19 protein-coding genes are annotated in these 18,293 nt (G+C 66.6%); 16 read left to right on the forward strand and 3 right to left on the reverse strand.

What is annotated here, in order from left to right; genetic code table 11:
• The 14 genes from VJ693_RS20680 to VJ693_RS20745 form a co-directional block, all read left to right on the forward strand.
• Positions 1–805: NADH-quinone oxidoreductase subunit D (locus VJ693_RS20680; RefSeq protein ID WP_324157304.1), on the forward strand; the 805-nt coding region annotated here is incomplete at its 5' end.
• Positions 802–1,299, forward strand: coding sequence for an NAD(P)H-dependent oxidoreductase subunit E (gene nuoE / locus VJ693_RS20685; RefSeq protein ID WP_324157306.1), 498 nt, complete (start codon positions 802–804; stop codon positions 1,297–1,299). The genes VJ693_RS20680 and nuoE, both read left to right, overlap by 4 nt.
• 4 nt (positions 1,300–1,303) lie before the next feature.
• Positions 1,304–2,650 (forward strand): NADH-quinone oxidoreductase subunit NuoF, encoded by a 1,347-nt coding sequence (gene nuoF, locus VJ693_RS20690; RefSeq protein ID WP_324157308.1) that lies wholly within the window; start codon positions 1,304–1,306, stop codon positions 2,648–2,650.
• Between the two features lie 11 nt (positions 2,651–2,661).
• Entirely contained in the window at positions 2,662–4,977 is a 2,316-nt protein-coding gene (gene nuoG, locus VJ693_RS20695; RefSeq protein ID WP_324157310.1) for an NADH-quinone oxidoreductase subunit NuoG, read from the forward strand.
• A gap of 29 nt (positions 4,978–5,006) precedes the next feature.
• On the forward strand, positions 5,007–6,068 hold the full coding sequence (gene nuoH / locus VJ693_RS20700; protein WP_324157312.1) for an NADH-quinone oxidoreductase subunit NuoH: 1,062 nt from the start codon (positions 5,007–5,009) through the stop codon (positions 6,066–6,068).
• Between the two features lie 4 nt (positions 6,069–6,072).
• Entirely contained in the window at positions 6,073–6,570 is a 498-nt protein-coding gene (gene nuoI / locus VJ693_RS20705) for an NADH-quinone oxidoreductase subunit NuoI (protein WP_324157313.1), read from the forward strand.
• A 27-nt stretch (positions 6,571–6,597) separates the two neighbouring features.
• Complete coding sequence (locus VJ693_RS20710; RefSeq protein ID WP_324157315.1) at positions 6,598–7,236, forward strand: NADH-quinone oxidoreductase subunit J; 639 nt, start codon at positions 6,598–6,600, stop codon at positions 7,234–7,236.
• Between the two features lie 67 nt (positions 7,237–7,303).
• Positions 7,304–7,621, forward strand: a complete 318-nt coding sequence (nuoK, locus tag VJ693_RS20715; protein ID WP_324157316.1) for an NADH-quinone oxidoreductase subunit NuoK — start codon at positions 7,304–7,306, stop codon at positions 7,619–7,621.
• Positions 7,622–7,637: 16 nt separating this feature from the next.
• Entirely contained in the window at positions 7,638–9,680 is a 2,043-nt protein-coding gene (gene nuoL / locus VJ693_RS20720; protein ID WP_324157318.1) for an NADH-quinone oxidoreductase subunit L, read from the forward strand.
• A 22-nt stretch (positions 9,681–9,702) separates the two neighbouring features.
• Positions 9,703–11,196 (forward strand): NADH-quinone oxidoreductase subunit M, encoded by a 1,494-nt coding sequence (locus tag VJ693_RS20725; protein ID WP_324157320.1) that lies wholly within the window; start codon positions 9,703–9,705, stop codon positions 11,194–11,196.
• 21 nt (positions 11,197–11,217) lie between these two features.
• Complete coding sequence (gene nuoN / locus VJ693_RS20730; protein WP_324157322.1) at positions 11,218–12,723, forward strand: NADH-quinone oxidoreductase subunit NuoN; 1,506 nt, start codon at positions 11,218–11,220, stop codon at positions 12,721–12,723.
• A 15-nt stretch (positions 12,724–12,738) separates the two neighbouring features.
• Positions 12,739–13,062 carry a DUF2818 family protein gene (locus VJ693_RS20735; RefSeq protein WP_324157324.1) on the forward strand — a complete coding sequence of 108 codons (324 nt, stop codon included), beginning with the start codon at positions 12,739–12,741 and terminating at the stop codon, positions 13,060–13,062.
• Positions 13,055–13,669: an NUDIX hydrolase gene (locus VJ693_RS20740; protein ID WP_324157325.1), complete on the forward strand. Its 615-nt coding sequence runs from the start codon at positions 13,055–13,057 to the stop codon at positions 13,667–13,669. Before VJ693_RS20735 ends, VJ693_RS20740 begins: the two co-directional genes overlap by 8 nt.
• An 8-nt stretch (positions 13,670–13,677) precedes the next feature.
• The gene (locus VJ693_RS20745) at positions 13,678–14,130 is read left to right on the forward strand and encodes a DUF1178 family protein (protein WP_324157327.1); all 453 of its coding nucleotides are present in this window, start codon (positions 13,678–13,680) and stop codon (positions 14,128–14,130) included.
• A gap of 10 nt (positions 14,131–14,140) precedes the next feature.
• Here the strand turns inward: VJ693_RS20745 and VJ693_RS20750 are convergent, their stop codons facing one another.
• Together VJ693_RS20750 and VJ693_RS20755 are read right to left on the reverse strand one after the other, a co-directional pair.
• Positions 14,141–15,559, reverse strand: coding sequence for an FAD-binding oxidoreductase (locus VJ693_RS20750; RefSeq protein WP_324157329.1), 1,419 nt, complete (start codon positions 15,557–15,559; stop codon positions 14,141–14,143).
• Positions 15,556–15,951: a DUF2069 domain-containing protein gene (locus tag VJ693_RS20755; protein WP_324157331.1), complete on the reverse strand. Its 396-nt coding sequence runs from the start codon at positions 15,949–15,951 to the stop codon at positions 15,556–15,558. The genes VJ693_RS20750 and VJ693_RS20755 overlap by 4 nt, the downstream gene beginning before the upstream one ends.
• A 19-nt stretch (positions 15,952–15,970) precedes the next feature.
• On the opposite strand from VJ693_RS20755, the gene VJ693_RS20760 reads away from it, so the two are divergent.
• Positions 15,971–17,203, forward strand: coding sequence for a YihY family inner membrane protein (locus tag VJ693_RS20760; RefSeq protein WP_324157333.1), 1,233 nt, complete (start codon positions 15,971–15,973; stop codon positions 17,201–17,203).
• A gap of 19 nt (positions 17,204–17,222) precedes the next feature.
• Here the strand turns inward: VJ693_RS20760 and VJ693_RS20765 are convergent, their stop codons facing one another.
• Positions 17,223–17,807, reverse strand: a complete 585-nt coding sequence (locus VJ693_RS20765; protein WP_324157335.1) for an XRE family transcriptional regulator — start codon at positions 17,805–17,807, stop codon at positions 17,223–17,225.
• A gap of 123 nt (positions 17,808–17,930) precedes the next feature.
• Here VJ693_RS20765 and VJ693_RS20770 point away from each other — a divergent pair.
• On the forward strand, positions 17,931–18,293 hold a 363-nt coding region (locus tag VJ693_RS20770; protein ID WP_324157337.1), incomplete at its 3' end, for an aminotransferase class I/II-fold pyridoxal phosphate-dependent enzyme.

The raw sequence follows: 18,293 nt of genomic DNA on the forward strand, positions 1-18,293 counted from the left end.
CGCCGCCTACTACCGCCCCGGCGGCGTCTACCGTGACCTGCCGGACGTGATGCCGCAGTACCAGGTCAGCAAGATCAAGAACGAGCGCGCGATCAAGCGCCTGAACGAGAACCGCCAGGGCTCGCTGCTCGACTTCATCGAGGACTTCTGCAACCGCTTCCCGAAGAACGTCGACGACTACGAGACGCTGCTGACCGATAACCGCATCTGGAAGCAGCGCACCGTCGGCATCGGCGTGGTCTCGCCCGAGCGTGCGCTGAATCTCGGCTTCACGGGCCCGATGCTGCGTGGCTCCGGCTTCGCGTGGGATCTGCGCAAGACCCAGCCCTACGAGGTCTACGCCGAGATGGACTTCGACGTGCCGGTGGGCGTGAACGGCGACACCTACGACCGCTACCTCGTGCGCATCGAGGAGCTTCGCCAGTCCAACCGCATCATCAAGCAGTGTGTCGACTGGCTGCGCAAGAACCCCGGCCCGGTCATCACCGACAACCACAAGGTGGCGCCGCCTTCGCGCCTGGACATGAAGTCCAGCATGGAAGAGCTGATCCACCACTTCAAGCTCTTCACCGAAGGCTTCCACGTGCCCGAGGGCGAGGCCTATGCGGCGGTGGAGCACCCGAAGGGCGAGTTCGGCATCTACCTGGTCAGCGACGGCGCCAACAAGCCGTACCGGATGAAGATCCGCGCCCCTGGCTTCGCCCATCTGGCATCGCTGGATGAAATGGCGCGGGGCCACATGATCGCCGACGCGGTGGCGGTGATCGGCACCATGGACATCGTGTTTGGCGAGATCGATCGATGAGCTTGAGTGAATCGACCAAGGCCCGCTTCGCCAAAGAGGTGGCGAAGTATCCGGCCGAGCAGAAGCAGTCGGCCGTGATGGCCTGCCTGGCCATCGTGCAGCAGGAGCAGGGCTGGGTCTCGGCCGAGGCTGAAGCCGACATCGCCGAGTACCTCGGCATGCCGGCGATCGCGGTGAGCGAGGTCACGACCTTCTACAACATGTACAACCAGCAGCCGGTCGGCAAGTACAAGCTGAACGTCTGCACCAACCTGCCGTGCCAACTGCGCGACGGCCAGAAGGCGCTGGAGCACCTGTGCCAGTCGCTGGGTGTCGAGGACGGCGGCACCACAGCCGACGGCCTGTTCACCGTGGCCAAGTGCGAATGCCTCGGCGCCTGCGCCGACGCGCCGGTGATGCTGGTCAACGACCGCCAGATGCTGAGCTACATGAGCGCGGCGAAGCTGGACGAAATGCTCGCGTTGATCCGTGCGGAAGAAGGAAAGGTGGCCTGACGCCATGGCGCTCGATCTCTCCCGCTTCCAGGCCAAGGGCCAGGAAACCTGCTTCCACGATCGCCACATCGGTGCGCAGATCTACGCCGGCCTGAACGGCGGCAACTGGCGCCTGGCCGATTATCAGGCCCGCGGCGGCTACCAGGCGTTGCGCAAGGTGCTGGGCCTCGACGGCGGCGAGCCGATGACGCCCGACCAGGTGATTGCCGAGGTCAAGGGTTCCGGCCTGCGCGGCCGCGGGGGCGCAGGCTTCCCGACCGGCCTGAAGTGGAGCTTCATGCCGCGGGCCTTCCCGGGCCAGAAGTACCTCGTGTGCAACTCCGACGAGGGCGAGCCGGGCACCTGCAAGGACCGCGACATCCTTCGCTACAACCCGCACATCGTGATCGAGGGCATGGCCATCGCTGCCTACGCGATGGGCATCTCGGTCGGCTACAACTACATTCACGGCGAGATCTTCGAGGTCTACGACCGCTTCGAAGCGGCGCTGGAAGAGGCGAGGGCGGCGGGCCTGCTGGGCAACCATATCCTCGGCAGCAACTTCAGCTTCCAGCTTCACGCGCACCACGGCTTCGGCGCCTACATCTGCGGCGAAGAGACCGCGCTGCTCGAGTCGCTCGAAGGCAAGAAGGGCCAGCCGCGCTTCAAGCCGCCGTTCCCGGCCAGCTTCGGCCTGTACGGCAAGCCGACGACCATCAACAACACCGAGACGTTCGCCGCGGTGCCCTGGATCATCCGCAACGGCGGCCAGGCCTACCTCGAGTGCGGCAAGCCGAACAACGGCGGTACCAAGATCTTCTCGATGGTCGGTGACGTCGAACGCCCCGGAAACTACGAAGTCCCGATGGGCACGCCGTTCGCGAAGCTGCTGGAGCTGGCCGGCGGCGTGAAGGGCGGCAAGAAGCTCAAGGCGGTGATCCCCGGCGGCTCGTCGGCCCCGGTCCTGCCCGCCGGCACGATGATGGACTGCACGATGGACTATGACTCCATCGCCAAGGCCGGCTCGATGCTCGGCTCGGGGGCGGTCATCGTGATGGACGACACCCGCTGCATGGTCAAGAGCCTGCTGCGCCTGAGCTACTTCTACACCCACGAGTCCTGCGGCCAATGCACCCCCTGCCGCGAAGGCACCGGCTGGCTGTGGCGCGTGGTCAATCGCATCGAGCACGGCGAGGGTCGCGCGGACGACCTGGCGCTGCTGGACAACGTGGCCGAGAACATCATGGGCCGCACGATCTGCGCGCTCGGCGACGCGGCGGCGATGCCGGTGCGCGGCATGCTCAAGCACTTCCGCGACGAATTCGCGTACCACGTCGAGCACAAGACCTGCATGGTCGGGTCGTACGTCTGAGAACTTCCAACATGGTTGAAATCGAACTCGACGGCAAGAAGGTCAGCGTCATCGAAGGCAGCATGGTGATGCATGCGGCCGACGCCGCGGGCACCTACATTCCCCACTTCTGCTATCACAAGAAGCTGTCGATCGCGGCCAACTGCCGCATGTGCCTGGTCGAGGTGGAAAAGGCGCCCAAGCCGATGCCGGCCTGCGCGACGCCGGTGACCCAGGGCATGATCGTTCGCACCAAGAGCGACAAGGCGGTCAAGGCCCAGCAGTCGGTGATGGAGTTCCTGCTCATCAACCACCCGCTGGACTGCCCCATCTGCGACCAGGGCGGCGAATGCCAGTTGCAGGATCTGGCGGTCGGCTACGGCGCTTCGGCCTCGCGCTACCAGGAAGAAAAGCGCGTCGTCTTCCACAAGAACGTCGGCCCGCTGATCTCGATGGAGGAGATGACGCGCTGCATCCACTGCACGCGTTGCGTCCGTTTCGGCCAGGAAGTGGCCGGGATCATGGAACTCGGCATGCAGCACCGCGGCGAGCACTCCGAGATCACGACCTTCGTCGGCAAGACAGTCGACTCCGAGCTGTCGGGCAACATGATCGACCTGTGCCCGGTCGGTGCGCTCACCAGCAAGCCCTTCCGCTACTCGGCACGCACCTGGGAGCTGTCGCGCCGCAAGAGCGTCAGCCCGCACGATTCGACCGGTTCGAACCTGGTCGTGCAGGTCAAGAACAACCAGGTGATGCGCGTCCTGCCGCTCGAAAACGAAGACGTCAACGAATGCTGGATCGCCGACCGTGACCGTTTCAGCTACGAGGCCCTGAACAGCCCCGAGCGCCTGACGCAGCCGATGATCAAGCAGGGCGGCCAGTGGCAGCCGGTGGACTGGAACACTGCGCTCGGCTACGTGGCCGACGGCCTGAAGCGCGTGAAGGTCGAGTTCGGCGCAGAAAGCATCGGCGCTCTCGGAAGCGTGCACAGCACCGTCGAGGAGCTGCACCTGCTGGCCAAGCTCGTGCGCGGCCTGGGCAGTGACAACATCGACCATCGCGTTCGCCACTCCGATTTCACGGTGGGCGAGGGCGCGCAGTGGCTCGGCACCTCGATCGCTTCGCTGTCCAAGCTGGACCGCGTGTTCGTCGTGGGTTCGTTCCTGCGCAAGGACCATCCGCTGTTCGCGCAACGCATCCGCCAGGCGGCGCGCCACGGCGCCCGCGTCATGAGCCTGGGTGCCGTTGCCGACGATTGGGCGCTGCCGGTGGCCGCGCGCGTCACGGCCGCGCCGACGTACTGGGCCCAGGCGCTGGCCGATGTGGCCGGCTACGTCGCCACCGCGCGCGGTATCGCGGCGCCGGCGCAGGCGATGGTGTCGCCGCAGGCCGAAGCGGTTGCGCAGGCGCTGATGTCGGGCGAGCGCAAGGCGATCCTGCTCGGCAACGCCGCTGCGCAGCACCCGCAAGCCTCGACACTGCTGGCGCTGGCCAACTGGCTGGGCGAGCAGACCGGCGCCAGCGTCGGCTTCCTGACCGACGGCGCCAACCGCGTCGGCGCGCAGCTCGTCGGCGCACAGCCGCAGCAAGGTGGCCTGAATGCCGGCCAGATGCTGAGCCAGCCGATGAAGGCGCTGCTGCTGCTGAATGTCGAGCCGGTGCTCGACGCGGCCAACGCGGCCGCGGCCCGCGCGGCGCTGCAAGGCAGTGGCCTGGTCGTCGCGTTGACGCCGTTCAAGGATGCCGCGGTCGACAACGCCGACGTGCTGCTGCCGATCGCACCGTTCACCGAGACGGGTGGCAGCTTCGTGAACGCCGATGGTCGCCTGCAATCCTTCCATGGCGTCGTGCGTGCGCTGGGTGACAGCCGCCCAGCTTGGAAGGTGTTGCGTGTGCTGGGCAACCTGTTGGGCCTGGCCGGCTTCGGCCACGAGTCGGTCGAGGAGGTGCGCGCCGACGCGTTGGGCGACACGACCACGCTGGCACAGCGCCTGTCCAACCGCACCACCGCCAGCCTGCAACCCGGTCAGGGCGCCGCCAGCGGGCCGCAGCGCCTGGCCGACGTGCCGATCTACGCCGCCGACAGCCTGGTGCGCCGCGCCTCATCGCTGCAACTGACGACCGACGCGAAGTCGCCCGTCGCCAGCTTGCCGCAAGCGCTGTGGAGCCAGCTCGGCCTGCAAGAGGGCGCCAAGGTGCGCGTATCGCAAGGCCAGGCTTCGGCGGTGCTGCCAGCGAGGCTGGATGCCACGTTGGCGAACAACGTCGTTCGCGTCCCGGCGGGCCACGCTGACACCGCCACCTTGGGTGCGATGTTCGGCCCCATCACCGTCGAAGCCGCCTGAGCGCAGAAGCAGGACCAGGAAATCTCCTCATGATCGAAAGCTTCAACCAAGCAGGCCTGAACCTGATGGGCGGCGTGGCCTGGCCCATCGTCTGGTCGCTGATCAAGATCGTGGTCGTCGTTGCCCCGCTGATGGGCCTGGTGGCCTACCTCACGCTGTGGGAGCGCAAGGCCATCGGTTGGTCCCAGATCCGCCCGGGCCCGAATCGCGTCGGCCCCTATGGCCTGCTGACGCCGATCGCCGATGCGGTCAAGCTGATCTTCAAGGAGATCATCCGCCCGACCGCTGCGAACAAAGGGCTGTTCTTCCTGGCGCCGGTCCTGACCATCATGCCGGCCCTGGCTGCCTGGGCGGTGATCCCCTTCGGCCCCGATGTGGCGGTGGCCAACATCAATGCGGGTCTGCTGTTCCTGATGGCCATCACCTCGATGGAGGTCTACGGCGTGATCATCGCCGGCTGGGCCTCGAACTCGAAGTACGCCTTCCTGGGCGCGCTGCGTGCCTCGGCGCAGATGGTGAGCTACGAGATCGCCATGGGCTTCGCGCTGGTGGTGGTGCTGATGGTGACCGGCAGCCTGAACATGACCGACATCGTCATGGGCCAGGCGAAGGGCGTGGCCGCCTCGCACGGTGCTGGCTTCCTGTCCTGGAACTGGCTGCCGCTGCTGCCGATCTTCCTCGTCTACTTCATCTCGGGCCTGGCCGAGACCAACCGCCACCCCTTCGACGTGGTCGAAGGCGAGTCGGAAATCGTTGCCGGCCACATGATCGAGTACTCGGGCATGGCCTTCGCGATGTTCTTCCTGGCCGAGTACGCCAACATGTGGCTGGTCTCGATGCTGACCGTGCTGATGTTCCTCGGCGGGTGGCTGAGCCCGTTCGCGTTCCTCGACTTCATCCCCGGCTGGATCTGGCTGGGCATCAAGTTGTTCGCGGTCGTCACCATGTTCCTGTGGGTGCGCGCCACGTTCCCCCGCTTCCGCTACGACCAGATCATGCGTCTGGGCTGGAAGATCTTCATTCCCGTCACGCTGGTGTGGCTGGTCGTCGTGGGTCTGTGGATCCAGTCACCGTTCAACATCTGGCAGTAACACCATGTCTGCTGTCGCCTCTATCAAAGACGTCTTCTCCAGCTTCCTGCTGATCGAGCTGTGGAAGGGCCTGATGCTCACCGGGCGCCACTTCCTGTCGCCCACGATCACGGTGCAGTTCCCGGAAGAGAAGACGCCGCTGTCGCCGCGCTTCCGCGGGTTGCATGCGCTGCGGCGCTACGAGAACGGGGAAGAGCGCTGCATCGCCTGCAAGCTGTGCGAGGCGGTCTGCCCCGCCATGGCGATCACGATCGAATCGGACGTCCGTGCGGACGGCTCGCGCCGAACGACCCGCTACGACATCGACCTGACCAAATGCATCTTCTGCGGCTTCTGCGAAGAAAGCTGCCCGGTCGACTCGATCGTCGAGACCCACATCTTCGAATACCACGGCGAAAAGCGCGGCGACCTGTACTTCACCAAGGACATGCTGCTGGCCGTCGGTGACCGGTACGAGAAGGAAATTGCCGCCAACAAGGAGGCCGACGCGAAGTACCGCTGAACAAGCGGTCGATCACGCGCAACAAAGATGGATACCACCTCCGCCCTGTTTTACCTGTTCTCCGCCGTGCTGCTTGTGTCGGCCTTCCGGGTCGTCACCGCGCGAAGCACGGTGCACGCCGCGCTGTACCTGGTGCTGGCCTTCTTCAATGCCGCCTGCGTGTGGATGTTGCTGAAGGCCGAGTTCCTCGCGATCGCATTGGTGCTGGTCTATGTCGGCGCCGTGATGGTGCTGTTCCTGTTCGTCGTGATGATGCTCGACATCAACACAGACAGCATGCGCGAGGGCTTCTGGACGCACTTTCCGCTCGCGGCCTTCATCGGCGTGCTGATCGCGCTCGAGATGGCGCTGGTGCTGAAGACCGGCTTCAACCTGCCGCAGGCCAAGGCGTTCGAGCCGGCCGTGGTGCAGCTCGGAAACACCCGTGCCCTCGGCGTCGAGGTCTATACGCAGTACCTGTACCCGCTGCAGGTCGCTGCCGTGCTGCTGCTGGTCGCGATCATCGCCGCCATCGCGCTGACGCTGCGCAAGCGCAAGGACAGCCGCTACCAGAACCCGTCGGAGCAGGTCCGCGTCAAGCGCGCCGACCGGGTCCGCCTGGTCAAGATGCCGCCGACCATCGAAGCCCCGGCCGTGCCCAAGACTGTGGAAGGAGGCCAGGCATGAGTCCGCAGAGCCGTCTCAAGGACGAATTCCCCCTCGGGGGGACGGCGCGCAGCGCCAAGGGGGTCGCATGATCGCCGGCACCATCACCCTTGGCCACTACCTGACGCTGGGCGGCATCCTGTTCGCGCTGTCGGTGGTCGGCATCTTCATGAACCGGCGCAACCTGATCGTGCTGCTGATGGCCATCGAGCTGATGCTGCTGGCCGTCAACATGAACTTCGTCGCCTTCTCGCACTACCTGGGCGACATGGCCGGCCAGGTGTTCGTGTTCTTCATCCTCACGGTGGCAGCCGCCGAATCGGCGATCGGCCTGGCGATCCTGGTCGTGCTGTTTCGCAACCGCGCGACGATTGCGGTCGACGAGCTGGATTCCCTGAAGGGTTGATGAAGAAGAGAACACGATGTCTGCACAACTCTCCCAGAACCTGCTCCTGATCGTGCCGCTGGCGCCGCTGGCCGGCTCCCTCATCGCCGGCCTGTTCGGCAAGGCGGTCGGCCGGCGCGGCGCCCACATCGTCACCATCCTCGGCGTGCTGATCTCGTTCATCGTCTCGGCGATGGTGCTGAAGTCGGTCGTGCAGGACGGCGCGCGCTTCGACGCCACCGTCTACGAGTGGATGAACCTCGGCGGCCTGAAGATGGAGGTCGGCTTCCTCATCGACGGCCTGACCGCGATGATGATGTGCGTCGTGACCTTCGTGTCGCTGATGGTGCACATCTACACCATCGGCTACATGGAGGGAGACCCGGGCTACCAGCGTTTCTTCTCCTACATCTCGCTGTTCACCTTCTCGATGCTCATGCTGGTCATGAGCAACAACTTCCTGCAATTGTTCTTCGGCTGGGAAGCGGTGGGCTTGGTGTCCTACCTGCTGATCGGCTTCTGGTACAAGAAGCCGACCGCGATCTTCGCCAACCTGAAGGCCTTCCTGGTCAATCGTGTCGGCGACTTCGGTTTCATCCTCGGCATCGGCCTGATCGTCGCGTTCACCAACTCGCTGAATTACGCCGAGGTCTTCGGCAAGGCCGGCGAGCTCGCCAGACTCGCATTCCCGCTGCCGCTGTTCGGCGGCGACTGGATGCTGCTGACGGTGACCTGCATCTGCCTGTTCATCGGCGCTATGGGCAAGAGCGCGCAGTTCCCGCTGCACGTCTGGCTGCCCGATTCGATGGAAGTCCCGACCCCGATCTCGGCACTGATCCATGCGGCAACGATGGTGACGGCCGGCATCTTCATGGTCACCCGTATGTCGCCGCTGTTCGAGCTGTCGGACACCGCCTTGAGCTTCGTGATGGTGATCGGTGCGATCACGGCCCTGTTCATGGGCTTCCTCGGCATCATTCAGAACGACATCAAGCGCGTGGTCGCGTACTCGACGCTGTCGCAGCTCGGCTACATGACGGTCGCGCTGGGCGCTTCGGCCTACTCGGTAGCGGTGTTCCACTTGATGACCCACGCCTTCTTCAAGGCGCTGCTGTTCCTGGCCGCCGGCTCGGTGATCATCGGCATGCACCACGACCAGGACATCCGCAACATGGGCGGCCTGCGCAAGTACATGCCGCTGACCTGGATCACCTCGCTGCTGGGCTCCCTGGCGCTGATCGGCACGCCGTTCTTCGCCGGCTTCTACTCGAAGGATTCGATCATCGAGGCGGTGCATGCCAGCCACCTGGCCGGCGCTGGTTTCGCCTACTTTGCGGTCGCCGCGGGCGTGTTCGTCACGGCCTTCTACTCGTTCCGGATGTACTTTCTCGTCTTCCACGGCAAGGAGCGCTTCCATCACAAGCCGTTCCCGCCGGAGGACCACGGTGCGCACGAGGAGCCCGGTAACCACAGCGAGGTGCACGTGCCGCACGAATCACCCTGGGTGGTGACCGCGCCATTGCTGCTGCTGGCGATCCCGTCCGTCGTGATCGGTTTCCTGACGATCCAGCCGATGTTGTTCGGCGACTTCTTCCAAGGTGCCATTGTCGTGAACAACGAGTTGCACCCGGCGATGGAAGAGCTCGCGCACGAGTTTCACGGGGCTACCGCGATGGCGTTGCACGCCTTCACCTCGCTGCCGTTCTGGCTGGCGCTGGCCGGCGTGGTCACAGCCTACGTCTTCTACCTCGTGAAGCCCGGCATCCCGGTGGCGATCGGCCGCACCTTAGCCCCGATCGTCAAGGTCCTCGAGAACAAGTACTACATGGACTGGATCAACGAGAACATCATCGCGGCCGCGGCGCGCGCGCTGGGCCGCGGGCTGTGGAAGGGTGGTGACGTCGGCGTGATCGACGGCATCATCAACGGCTCGGCCAGAACGGTGGGCGCCGTTTCCGGCGTGGTTCGCACCATCCAGACCGGCTACCTCTCCTGGTATGCCCTGGTGATGGTGCTGGGCATCTTCTGCCTCATGACATGGCAACTGTGGCCCTATCTGCTGAGCGTCATCGCTCACTGAACGAAGAGGGCGGAGAACAACAATGGGTCTTTTGAGCGTTGCCATCTGGATGCCGATCGCCTTCGGCGTCGTGCTGCTGGCCGTGGGGCGTGACAGCAACCCCGGCGCGTCGCGCTGGCTCGCGCTGGTCGGCGCGGTCCTGAGCTTTCTCGTCACGCTGCCGCTGGTCACCGGCTTCGACCCCGGCACCGCCGCGATGCAGTTCCAGGAGAACATCACCTGGATCGAGCGCTTCAACGTGCGCTACCACCTGGGCGTGGATGGCATCTCGGTCTGGTTCGTGCTGTTGACGGCCTTCATCACCGTCATCGTCGTGATCGCCGGCTGGGAGGTGATCACCGACCGCGCCCACCAGTACATGGGAGCCTTCCTGATCCTGTCGGGCCTGATGGTCGGCGTGTTCGCGGCGGTCGATGGCCTGCTGTTCTACGTCTTCTTCGAGGCCACGCTGATCCCGATGTACATCATCATCGGCGTCTGGGGCGGGCCGCGGCGTGTCTATGCAGCGTTCAAGTTCTTCCTCTACACGCTGCTCGGCTCCCTGCTGATGCTGGTGGCGTTGATCTACCTGTACTACAAGTCGGGCGGCAGCTTCGACATCCTGGCCTGGCACAAGCTGCCGTTGCCGATGAACGCGCAGGCATTGCTGTTCTTCGCGTTCCTGGCTGCCTTCTCGGTCAAGGTGCCGATGTGGCCGGTTCACACCTGGTTGCCCGATGCCCACGTCGAGGCGCCGACCGGCGGCTCGGTGGTGCTGGCCGCAATCATGCTGAAGCTCGGGGCCTACGGCTTCCTGCGCTTCTCGCTGCCGATCGCGCCGGACGCGAGCCACGAATACGCCTGGTTCATCATCGCCCTGAGCCTGATCGCGGTGATCTACATCGGCCTGGTGGCGCTGGTGCAGCAGGACATGAAGAAGCTGGTGGCGTATTCGTCGATCGCCCACATGGGCTTCGTGACGCTGGGCTTCTTCATCTTCAACGAACTCGGCGTCTCGGGCGGCCTGGTGCAGATGATCTCGCACGGCTTCGTCTCCGGCGCGATGTTCCTCTCGATCGGTGTGCTGTACGACCGCGTCCATTCGCGCGAGATCGCCTCCTATGGCGGCGTGGTCAACACGATGCCCCGGTTCGCGGCCTTTGCGCTGTTCTTCGCGATGGCCAATTGCGGTCTGCCGGGCACCGCCGGCTTCATCGGCGAGTGGATGGTGATCCTCGGCACGGTCAAGGTGAACTTCTGGCTTGGCGCGCTGGCCGCCACCGCGCTGATCTTCGGCGCCGCCTACACGCTGTGGATGTACAAGCGCGTCTACTTCGGTGATGTGGCCAACGGCCACGTGAAGGAGCTGAACGACCTCAGCGCTCGCGAATTCCTGATGATGGCGATGCTGGCCGTCTCGGTGCTGGCCATGGGCCTGTACCCCAAGCCCTTCACCGACGTGATGCACACCTCGGTGAACGAGTTGCTGCAGCACGTGGCGGAGTCCAAGCTGCCCAAGCTCACCGCGCAGCCCTGACGCCGTCGCCGGAGTGTTCCCATGAATCAAATGAACTGGCTCGTCGTCTACCCCGAGATCCTGCTGCTGGTCGCCGCCTGCGTGGTGGCGCTGGTCGACCTGACCGTCACCGACCCCAAGCGTCGTCTCACCTTCTGGCTGACCCAGGCATCGCTGGCCGCGGTGGCCGTGATGCACGCGATGGCACTGCAGGTCGGCCTCGGCGCCGAGGGTGCGGCGGCCTCGGTCTACGGCATGCAAGGCCTGGTCGTTTCCGACCCGATGGGCCACATGCTGGCGCTGTGCGCGGCGCTGGCGATGATGCTGACACTGGCCTATGCCGGGCCCTACATCGGTGAGCGCGAGTTGCTCAAGGGTGAGTTCTTCACACTGGCGATGTTCGTGCTGCTAGGCATCTCGGTGATGATCTCGGCCAACAACTTCCTGGTCATCTACGTCGGCCTGGAGTTGATGAGCCTGTCGCTGTATGCGCTTGCCGCACTGCGGCGCGACCATGCGGTGGCCACCGAAGCGGCGATGAAGTACTTCGTGCTCGGCGCGCTGGCCAGCGGCTTCCTGCTCTACGGGATGTCGATGCTATACGGCGCGACGCGCTCGCTCGACCTGCCCGAGGTGTTCAACGCCATCCAGACCGGCCAGATCAATGCCACGGTGCTGACCTTCGGCGTCGTGTTCATCGTGGCGGGCCTGGGCTTCAAGCTCGGCGTCGTGCCCTTCCACATGTGGGTGCCCGACGTCTACCAGGGCGCCCCGACGGCCGTCACGCTGATGATCGCCGGCGCGCCGAAGCTGGCCGCCTTCGCGATCGCGATCCGTTTGCTTGTCGAGGGCCTGACCGGGCTGGCGCACGACTGGCAGCAGATGCTGATCGTGTTGTCCGTGCTGTCGATGGCCATCGGCAACCTGGCCGCGATCGTGCAGACCAACCTGAAGCGCCTGCTGGCCTATTCGGCGATCGGCCAGCTGGGCTTCATGCTGCTGGGCCTGACGCCGACCGTGATCGATGCGAACACCCAGTCGGCCGCCAACGGCTACAGCTCGGCGATGTTCTACATGGTCACCTACGTGCTGACCACGCTGGGCACCTTCGGCCTGGTGATGGTGCTGTCGCGCGCGGGCTTCGAGAACGAGGAGGTCAGCGACCTGGCCGGCCTCGGCAAGCGCAGCCCGTGGCTGGCCGGCGTGATGACGATCTTCATGTTCTCGTTGGCCGGTGTGCCGCCGATGGTCGGCTTCTACGCCAAGTTCGCGGTGCTGCAGTCGCTGATCACGACCAACGTGGCGGGCTACATCGTGCTGGCCGTCGTGGCGGTGCTGCTGTCGCTGATCGCAGCCTACTATTACCTGCGGGTCGTCAAGGTCATGTACTTCGAGGAGCCCGCTGCAGGCGCCCCGGCGATCGAGTCGCGCGGCGGCGTCGGCGTGCTGCTGGCCTGCAACGGCGGGGCGGTGTTGCTGCTGGGCGTGCTGCCGGCCGGCCTGATGGCCTTGTGCCGTGATGTCGTCGTGCGCGCGCTGGTTGGCTGACCTCGCGCTCGGGTCGTGACGCAGACCGCCTCGGTCTGGCTGGTGCTGGTGGTGGCGGTGGTCGCCGCCAACCTGCCGTTCATCAACGAGCGCCTGTTCGTGCTGGGGCCGCGGCCGGGGCCGCAAAAGACCTTCGGCTGGCGCTTGCTCGAGCTGGTCGTCTACGCCGGGCTGACCTGGGGCCTGGGCAGCGTGCTGGAAGCATCGATCGGCCAGCGCTCGCCGCAGGGATGGGAGTTCTACGCCGCGGGCGCGTGCCTCTTCATCACATTGGCCTCGCCGGGCTTCGTGTGGCGCCATCTGCGCCGTCGCCATCCCGAGCCATCACCCCATGACTGACCAGCGCCGGCTCGAGCCCGACGAGCACCTCGTCGAGACGACCATCGAGCGCGAGCAGCTCGTGCGTGGCAACTTCCTCGACGTGCGGCGCGACACGGTGCGCCTGCCCGGCGGCGACACGGCGACCCGCGAGTACATCGTTCATCCCGGCGCCGTGGTCGTCGTGGCGATGCTGGACGACGGCCGGCTGGTGATGGAGCGCCAGTACCGGCACCCGCTGGGCCGCGTGATGCTGGAGTTTCCGGCGGGAAAGCTCGACCCGGGCGAGCCCAGCGGCGTCTGCGCGATCCGCGAACTGGCCGAGGAAACCGGCTACCGCGCTGCGGAATGGGCGTTTGCCGCCGTCATGCACAACGCCATCGCCTACTCGACCGAGGGCATCGAGATCTGGTTCGCGCGCGGCCTGACGATGGGCGAGCAGCAACTGGACCATGGCGAGTTCCTGGAGGTCTGCACCATGGAGGAAGCCCAGCTCGATGGGCTGGCCGCACGGGGCGAGCTGACCGATGCCAAGACCCTGGTGGCGCTGATGTGGCTGCAAAAGTGGCGCTGCGGCACCTGGGCGCTGGACTGGCGGCCTGCGGCCGAGCTGGCAACCGGCCGATAATCCATGGCATGAAGGTTCTCGACCTGCGTTGCGCACACGGCCACGGCTTCGAAGGCTGGTTCGCCTCGGAGGACGACTTCCTTCAGCAGCATGAGCGGGGCCTCGTCGAGTGCCCGCTGTGCGGCGACAAGGCCGTGTCGCGCCTGCCGAGCGCCCCTCGGCTGAACTTCGGCGCGCAAGCTCCGCGCGAGGCTGCGGCGCCGGCGCCGCCCGCCGCGCCGCCGGGCCAGGCGATGACGCTGCAGAGCCTGTGGGTCGAGGCGGTGAAACACGTGATGGCGCGGACCGAGGACGTCGGCGAGCGCTTCCCCGAGGAGGCCCGCCGCATCCACTACGGCGAAGCCGAGTCCCGCGGCATCCGAGGCCAGGCGACGCCCGAAGAGCGCGCGGCACTCGAAGACGAGGGCATCGAAGTCGTGGCACTGCCGGTGCCGCCGGCGCTCAAGGGCCCGGCCCACTGAGCGCGGCCGATCAGATCACCCGCCCGGGGTTCATCAAGCCGGCCGGGTCCAGCGCGGCCTTGATCGCCTTCATCATCGCCAGGGCCACCGGTGCGCCGCGCTGGGCCAGTTCCTCGCGCTTGAGCCGCCCGATGCCGTGCTCCGCCGAGATCGAACCCCCGAGCCGCTGCACCTCGTCGTAGACCAGGGCATTGATGGCCGTTTCGTGGGCGGCCAGGAAGTCGGCCGCGGCCACGCCCTCGGGCGCCTGCAGGTTGTAGTGCAGGTTGCCGTCGCCCAGGTGGCCGAAGCACACGATCCGCGCGCCGGGCGTGGCCTGCTGCAGTTGCCGGGCCATGTGGGGCACGAAGCGGGGAATGGCCGACACCGGCAGCGCGATGTCGTGCTTGATGTTCAGTCCTTCCTCGCTTTGCGCCAGCGGGATCGATTCGCGCAGGTGCCACAGCGCATGCGACTGGGCGATGCTCTCGGCCACCACCGCGTCGTCGATCAACTCCTGCTCGAGCGCGGCTTCCAGCAAGGCGGCCAGGCGCTCGCGTTCGACGGCCTCCGCCTCGGTACCGGCCAGCTCCAGCAGCACCGTCCACGGCGCTTGCGGCAGCGGCCTGGGCAACTGTGGAAAGTGCTTCTCGACGAGTGACAGCGCGAAGCGCTCCATCAGCTCGAAGCCGGTCAGCCCGGCGCCCAGCCGAGCCCGCGCGAGGTTGAGCAGGCCCACCGCGGCATCGACCGACCGGCACGAAGCGAGGGCCGTGACCACCGCGGCCGGCTTCGGGAACAGCTTCAGCGTCGCTGCCGTGATCACCCCCAGCGTGCCTTCGCTGCCGATGAACAGGTCGCGCAGGTCGTAGCCGGTGTTGTTCTTGCGCAGGCCGGTCAGGCCATGCCAGACCTCGCCCTGCGGCATGACCACTTCGAGACCGAGGCACAGCTCGCGCGCATTGCCATAGCGCAGCACCTGCGTCCCCCCGGCGTTGGCGGCCAGGTTGCCGCCGATCGTGCAGCTGCCTTCGGCCGCCAGGCTCAAGGGAAACAGCAGGCCGCGCTCGTCGGCCGCCTGCTGCACGGTGTGCAGCACGCAGCCTGCTTCGGCGACCAGCGCCAGGTTGTCGGCATCGATCTCGCGGATCCGGTTCATCCGGGTCAGGCTCAGCAGCACCTGGTGGCCGGTGTCGTCCGGCACGCTGCCGCCGACCAGGCCGGTGTTGCCGCCCTGCGGAACGAGCGCTGTGCCGGCAGCCGCGCAGGTGCGCACGACGGCAGCCACCTCGCTGGTGCTGCCGGGCCGCACGACGGCCAAGGCGCGGCCGCGGTAGCGCTTGCGCCAGTCGACCTCGTAGGCGTCGAGTCCGACGCCTTGCAGCACATGGGAGGCACCGACCAGGCCGCGCAGCGCATCCATCAGGCGCTCATTCGTGGTGTCGTTCATGTCGAGGCGGGGGCAGGGGTGGCGTGCTTCAGCCGCCAGCGCACATGGGCCACGCAGGCGGCGAACAGGCCGACGGCCAGCAGCACCTCGGCGCCCGCCAGCCGGGCACCGAGGCCGGTTTCGCTGCCGATGCGCACCAGCCCTTCGGCCGCGTACAGCCAGACCAGCAGGCTCAGCCAGCGGTACGTGTACATGCGCAAGCGCAGCAGGCCGGGCAGCGTGGGCAGCAGGGGCAGCACCTTGATGGCCAGTGTGCCGCGCCCGGTCGGTGCCCACCACAACTCCCAGCCCAGGCACAGGGCGATCAGGGCGGCCAGCAGAGCGACGGCGAGCGCGCGCGTGGCCCGCGTCGGCCCATCTGCGGGGGCCGAAAGAGAGGTCTGCGCAGGCATGGATGGCATCATAGCCGCCATGATTTCGACTCATGCCCTGCGCAAGGGCTGGCAGCGGATCGTGGCCGATGCGCTCGACACGCTGCGCGACTGGCCTTGGTTCGACACCCTGCGCACGCTGCGGCTGCGCTTTCGCGAAGACCGTCTCGGCCAGGTGGCCGGCAGCCTGACCTTCACCACGCTGATCGCCCTGGTGCCGCTGCTGACGGTCGCTCTGGCGATCTTCACGGCGTTTCCGATGTTCTCGAGTTTCCAGGATGCGTTGCAGAAGTACTTCCTGCAGAGCCTGGTGCCCGACAACATCGCCAAGCCGGTGCTGGGTGCGCTGAACCAGTTTGCCAGCAAGGCCCACAAGCTGGGCTCGGCGGGCCTGATCGTGCTGGTCGTCAGCGCGCTGACCCTGATGATGACGATCGACCGGACGCTCAACGCGATCTGGCGCGTGCGCAAGCCGCGGCCGATCGCCCAGCGCGTGCTGGTCTACTGGGCCGCGATCACGCTCGGGCCCCTGGTGCTGGGCCTGAGCCTGAGCCTGACCAGCTATGCGATCTCGGCCTCGCGCGGCCTCGTCGGGGCGATGCCGGGGGGCGTGCGGCTCGCGCTGGACATCGTCGAGTTCGGGCTGCTGGCCGCCACGATGGCGGGCCTGTTCCACTATGTGCCCAACACCCATGTGCGATGGCGTCATGCGGCGGCCGGGGCGGTGTTCGTCGCCGCGGGCTTCGAGGTGGCCAAGCGCGTGCTGGGCTGGTACGTGTCGTCGGTCGGTTCCTATTCGGCCGTCTACGGCGCCTTCGCGACCGCGCCGATCTTCCTGCTGTGGATGTACACCGGCTGGGTCATCGTGCTGCTCGGCGCGGTCATCGCCGCCTACGCGCCCAGCCTGCAGTTGCATGTGGTGAGGCAGGTCGATGTGCCGGGGCAGCGTTTCAGCCTCGCGCTGGCGGTGCTGGGCGTGCTGGCGGCCGCGCGGCGCAGCGAGCAGCGCGGTGTCGATGCGATGCAGATCGCCGCGCAGCTGCGGATCGACCCGCTGCAGATCGAGCCCATCCTCGAGACGCTGACCCAGCGCGATTGGCTCGCCCGGCTGGACGAGGAGGGGGCGCAGCGCTTCGTGCTGCTGTGCGACCCCGAGCGCACGCCCGCTGGCCCGCTGGTCGACAGCCTGCTGCTGCAGCCGGACGAGCGGGTGACGCCGTTTCGCGATCGCGCGGGCGTGGACCGGTTGATGCTCTCGGAGCTGCTGGCCTGAGGCCGCAGCCGCCCGCGATTCAGGCCGGGTGGACGACCACCAGCAGCGCCTGGGCGGCCGCCTTGCCGGGGTTGCGGATCGCGTGGGGCTGGTCGACGGCGTAGCGCGCCGTTTCGCCGGCCTTGAGCCGGGTCGTCGCCTCGGCCGATTGCACCTCGAGCGTGCCGCTGAGCACGCTCAGGTGCTCGCGCGACCCCGGCTCATGCGGTTCGGATTCGAGGGCACCGCCGGGTTGCACCGTCAGCTCGTACCACTCGAACTGCCCGGCGAGTTCGATCGGGCCGAGGATGCGCAGCTCGCAATGCCCGTCCGGGCTGCGCAGCGAGGGCGTGGCATGCGAGGGCACGGTGGCGATCGCCGGCTGGGCCGGCTTGTCGGCGCCCAGCAGTTCGGCCATGGGCACCCCCAGCGCGTTGGCCAGGCGCCAGACCACGGCTACCGTGGGGTTGGCCTGGTTTCTCTCGATCTGCGACAACATCGACTTGGACACGCCCGCCTGGCGCGACAGTTCGTCGAGCGACAGCGCGCGGTCCTGCCGCAGCGCGGCAAGCGTTTCCCCGACGCGGGGCGGTTCGGCATGAGAAGGGCGGTTCGTCGTGGACATGGTCCGGGGGCTTGACCCGCAGTCGCTTGTTTACGATACTGCACGCCAGTTCGATATATCGAACTTCGCAAGAATCATCGAACACTGATTGTGCCCGAAGACAGTTCCACGAGGACGACGACAATGGCCAGCACGGAAGAATTCTTTGCCCACCTGCGCAGCGAGCTGCAGGGCATCCGCGAAGCGGGCCTGTACAAGGCCGAGCGGGTGATCGCCACGCCGCAGGGCGCCCACGTGCGCACGGCCGACGGGCGCGAGGTGATCAACCTGTGTGCCAACAACTACCTCGGCCTGTCGAGCCACCCGGCGGTCATCGAAGCCGCGCACGAAGCCCTGCGCACCCATGGCTACGGCCTGAGCTCGGTGCGCTTCATCTGCGGCACGCAGGACATCCACAAGACGCTCGAGGCCCGCATCGCGCGCTTCCTGGGCACCGAGGACGCGATCCTCTACGCGGCGGCCTTCGACGCCAACGGCGGCCTGTTC

Source organism: Ideonella sp. (genome assembly GCF_035254525.1).
Lineage (GTDB): Bacteria > Pseudomonadota > Gammaproteobacteria > Burkholderiales > Burkholderiaceae_C > Ideonella.

Bases quoted from the DNA above. Each gene is read 5' to 3' on its own strand.
- nuoE (WP_324157306.1), top strand. From the start codon at position 802: ATGAGCTTGAGTGAATCGACCAAGGCCCGCTTCGCCAAAGAGGTGGCG.
- nuoF (WP_324157308.1), top strand. From the start codon at position 1,304: ATGGCGCTCGATCTCTCCCGCTTCCAGGCCAAGGGCCAGGAAACCTGC.
- nuoG (WP_324157310.1), top strand. From the start codon at position 2,662: ATGGTTGAAATCGAACTCGACGGCAAGAAGGTCAGCGTCATCGAAGGC.
- nuoH (WP_324157312.1), top strand. From the start codon at position 5,007: ATGATCGAAAGCTTCAACCAAGCAGGCCTGAACCTGATGGGCGGCGTG.
- nuoI (WP_324157313.1), top strand. From the start codon at position 6,073: ATGTCTGCTGTCGCCTCTATCAAAGACGTCTTCTCCAGCTTCCTGCTG.
- VJ693_RS20710 (WP_324157315.1), top strand. From the start codon at position 6,598: ATGGATACCACCTCCGCCCTGTTTTACCTGTTCTCCGCCGTGCTGCTT.
- nuoK (WP_324157316.1), top strand. From the start codon at position 7,304: ATGATCGCCGGCACCATCACCCTTGGCCACTACCTGACGCTGGGCGGC.
- nuoL (WP_324157318.1), top strand. From the start codon at position 7,638: ATGTCTGCACAACTCTCCCAGAACCTGCTCCTGATCGTGCCGCTGGCG.
- VJ693_RS20725 (WP_324157320.1), top strand. From the start codon at position 9,703: ATGGGTCTTTTGAGCGTTGCCATCTGGATGCCGATCGCCTTCGGCGTC.
- nuoN (WP_324157322.1), top strand. From the start codon at position 11,218: ATGAATCAAATGAACTGGCTCGTCGTCTACCCCGAGATCCTGCTGCTG.
- VJ693_RS20740 (WP_324157325.1), top strand. From the start codon at position 13,055: ATGACTGACCAGCGCCGGCTCGAGCCCGACGAGCACCTCGTCGAGACG.
- VJ693_RS20745 (WP_324157327.1), top strand. From the start codon at position 13,678: ATGAAGGTTCTCGACCTGCGTTGCGCACACGGCCACGGCTTCGAAGGC.
- VJ693_RS20750 (WP_324157329.1), bottom strand. From the start codon at position 15,559: ATGAACGACACCACGAATGAGCGCCTGATGGATGCGCTGCGCGGCCTG.
- VJ693_RS20755 (WP_324157331.1), bottom strand. From the start codon at position 15,951: ATGCCTGCGCAGACCTCTCTTTCGGCCCCCGCAGATGGGCCGACGCGG.
- VJ693_RS20760 (WP_324157333.1), top strand. From the start codon at position 15,971: ATGATTTCGACTCATGCCCTGCGCAAGGGCTGGCAGCGGATCGTGGCC.
- VJ693_RS20765 (WP_324157335.1), bottom strand. From the start codon at position 17,807: ATGTCCACGACGAACCGCCCTTCTCATGCCGAACCGCCCCGCGTCGGG.